Origin of the sequence: Mycobacterium sp. (assembly GCF_049280035.1) — a bacterium.
Taxonomy (GTDB): domain Bacteria; phylum Actinomycetota; class Actinomycetes; order Mycobacteriales; family Mycobacteriaceae; genus Mycobacterium.
Map to the genome: position 1 here is coordinate 1 of NZ_JBAPPI010000735.1, position 2,151 is coordinate 2,151.

General features: G+C 64.5%; 3 protein-coding genes. All 3 read right to left on the minus strand.

The annotated features are described in order from the left end of the window. Positions 1 to 512: CAP domain-containing protein (locus WAN71_RS23710; RefSeq protein WP_422227673.1), on the minus strand; the 512-nt coding region annotated here is incomplete at its 3' end. 34 nt (positions 513 to 546) lie between these two features. Next, positions 547 to 1,449, minus strand: a complete 903-nt coding sequence (locus tag WAN71_RS23715) for an alpha/beta hydrolase-fold protein (RefSeq protein WP_422227674.1) — start codon at positions 1,447 to 1,449, stop codon at positions 547 to 549. Positions 1,450 to 1,456: 7 nt separating this feature from the next. Further along, positions 1,457 to 2,137, minus strand: coding sequence for a hypothetical protein (locus WAN71_RS23720; protein ID WP_422227675.1), 681 nt, complete (start codon positions 2,135 to 2,137; stop codon positions 1,457 to 1,459). Positions 2,138 to 2,151 lie beyond the last annotated feature (14 nt).

Sequence of the window (2,151 nt, forward strand, 5' to 3'; positions counted from 1 at the left end):
GCTGTGCGGCGCGCTGCGTCGCTTGGTGCCTTTGTTGTTGCCGTGACATTCAGCGGCGGAGTGTTGGCGCAGTTGGACATGATCGCGTAGTAGTCGGGGCGGTAGAACCAATTGCTCATGACGTCAAGGTCATTGATTGTCAGCGACTGGCTGATGGCCACCGTCTCGGCGACCGTGCCGTTGTAACCCGCGCCCCGGGCCCGGTCTTGCACCGTCGACCCGTCCGAGCCGATATTGCCGTCGAGGCTCCGGTTGTTGAGCACATCGACCGTGTGCTGCTGCGCAGCGGACACCAGCTGCGGGTTGATGTGCAGGTCGGTCGTGCAGCCGGCCTTCTTCTTGACCGTGTCGACGTTCACCACGATGCCGTTGTTGAGCCGTGCGTTGTCCCCGGGAACCCCGGGAGCGGCCGGTGCGACGGCGACCGAGCTCGACGCGATGAACCCGGCGCCGACCGTCAACGGTATCGAGATGGCCCGTGCGAGTTGGCGACTCGCTTTCCTGTCGGTCATGGCGCTCGAAGCTCCTCACCTGATGCTTAGGTCGCTACCGGATATTCGCGGCGAGGTCAGCGGACATTGCCGCCAGCTGCTGGCCCCACGTCCCCCAGTCGTTGCCACCGCCGCGTCCTAAGTCGAAGTGGCCGTTGTGGCCACCGGCGTCTCCATAGTGGGAATAGAAAGTTGCGTTGGTCCCTTGCGCGATGTCCCCATAGCCGGCCATGGCGCCTTGGTCAGTCGGGGCGCCGCTGCCGGGGCTGTAGACCCACAGCCGAATGTTGTTGTCCACCAGCAGCTGAATGTTCTGGTTCGGGGAATGCCACTTCCAGCGCCCCAGCTGGGGTAGCCCCCACATATGATCGCTGTCGGCCCCGCCCTGCTTGAGCGCTGCGGTGATGGTCCCGTCAACCCCGGTCCGTTCGGGTGCAAGGAATCCCGACAGCGATGCGGCGTACCGAAATCGATCGGGGTGGAACGCGGCCAGCGCCGCCGCGGCGTATCCGCCTTGCGAGGCACCGACGACGCCGTGCCCACCCGGGGCGAGCCCCTTGTTGGCGGCCAACCAGTCCGGTAGCTCGTGGGACAAAAACGTGTCCCATTGTCGGCTGCCGTCCTGCTCCCAGTCGGTGTACATGGTGTAGGCGCCGCCGGCAGGTGCCACCACCGAAACCCCCCTACCACCAAGCGTGTTCATCGCATTACCCGCCGTCACCCAGTTGCTGACGTCCGGGCCCGCATTGAACGCGTCGAGCAGGTAGACCGCGTGCGGGCCGCCGGCCAGAAAAGCCACCGGAATATCACGACCCATCGCCGCGGACGGCACCATCAGGCTCTCGAAGTTGGCCGCCTTGGTCGTGCCGGTAGAACCGGACACCACGGCGGCGCTCCACCATCCGGCCGCGAGCAGGACAGCGCAGAACACTCGCAGCGACATCGACAGACTTTTCATATTCGCCTCACACCGGATCGAACTGCGAGATAAGCCATCGATCATGGACCCTTTCCAGAGTTATGCGCACACTAGAGGTGGTTTGGGTGGGCGCATCGTTGCCGATGATGGTGGTCTGATCGATGAAAACCAATACCACTGCGTGGTTTTCGGTCGCCGATACCGAAGCCGCCGCCGGTACCGTCGCTACCGCCGAAATGTGCTGCTGCTTGGCGCCGGGAGCAACGACATCGCTGACGAGCTGCGTGTACTGCTGACGGAAACCGCCGGTGAGGCGGTCAGCGGCTCCCCTCAGGTCCCGCTCCACGCTGTCCGGGCGATATGACAGGATCGCGATTGTGCTGTCGGTAGCGGCTTTAACCGACTGCTCGGCCGCCGTTCGCGATGCGCGCGCCGAACCATCGAGCCACCTCAAGTAACCGTCTCCCAGGGCGACGGCCAACGCCAAGGCGGGCAGGACAATCCAAGCCAAAATACGGGTCCAGGAGAATCGGGCACCCCGTTCAGCCGGTGCTTCATCCGCGTCAACCAGATCTGCCTCGTCACCCGCCTCAGCGTCGTCGTCGATCCGCGCGTCGGCGACGGCCTCGGTGGCTGTCTCGGCGTCGGTGCTGATCTCGCTGAGCGGATTCCCGTCGTTCGGTTCCGGCGATGCTGGATCGGTGCCGGCATCATTGCCAACGTCCATTGCGGAGCTTTCCT

Bases quoted from the DNA above. Each gene is read 5' to 3' on its own strand.
- WAN71_RS23715 (WP_422227674.1), bottom strand. From the start codon at position 1,449: ATGAAAAGTCTGTCGATGTCGCTGCGAGTGTTCTGCGCTGTCCTGCTC.
- WAN71_RS23720 (WP_422227675.1), bottom strand. From the start codon at position 2,137: ATGGACGTTGGCAATGATGCCGGCACCGATCCAGCATCGCCGGAACCG.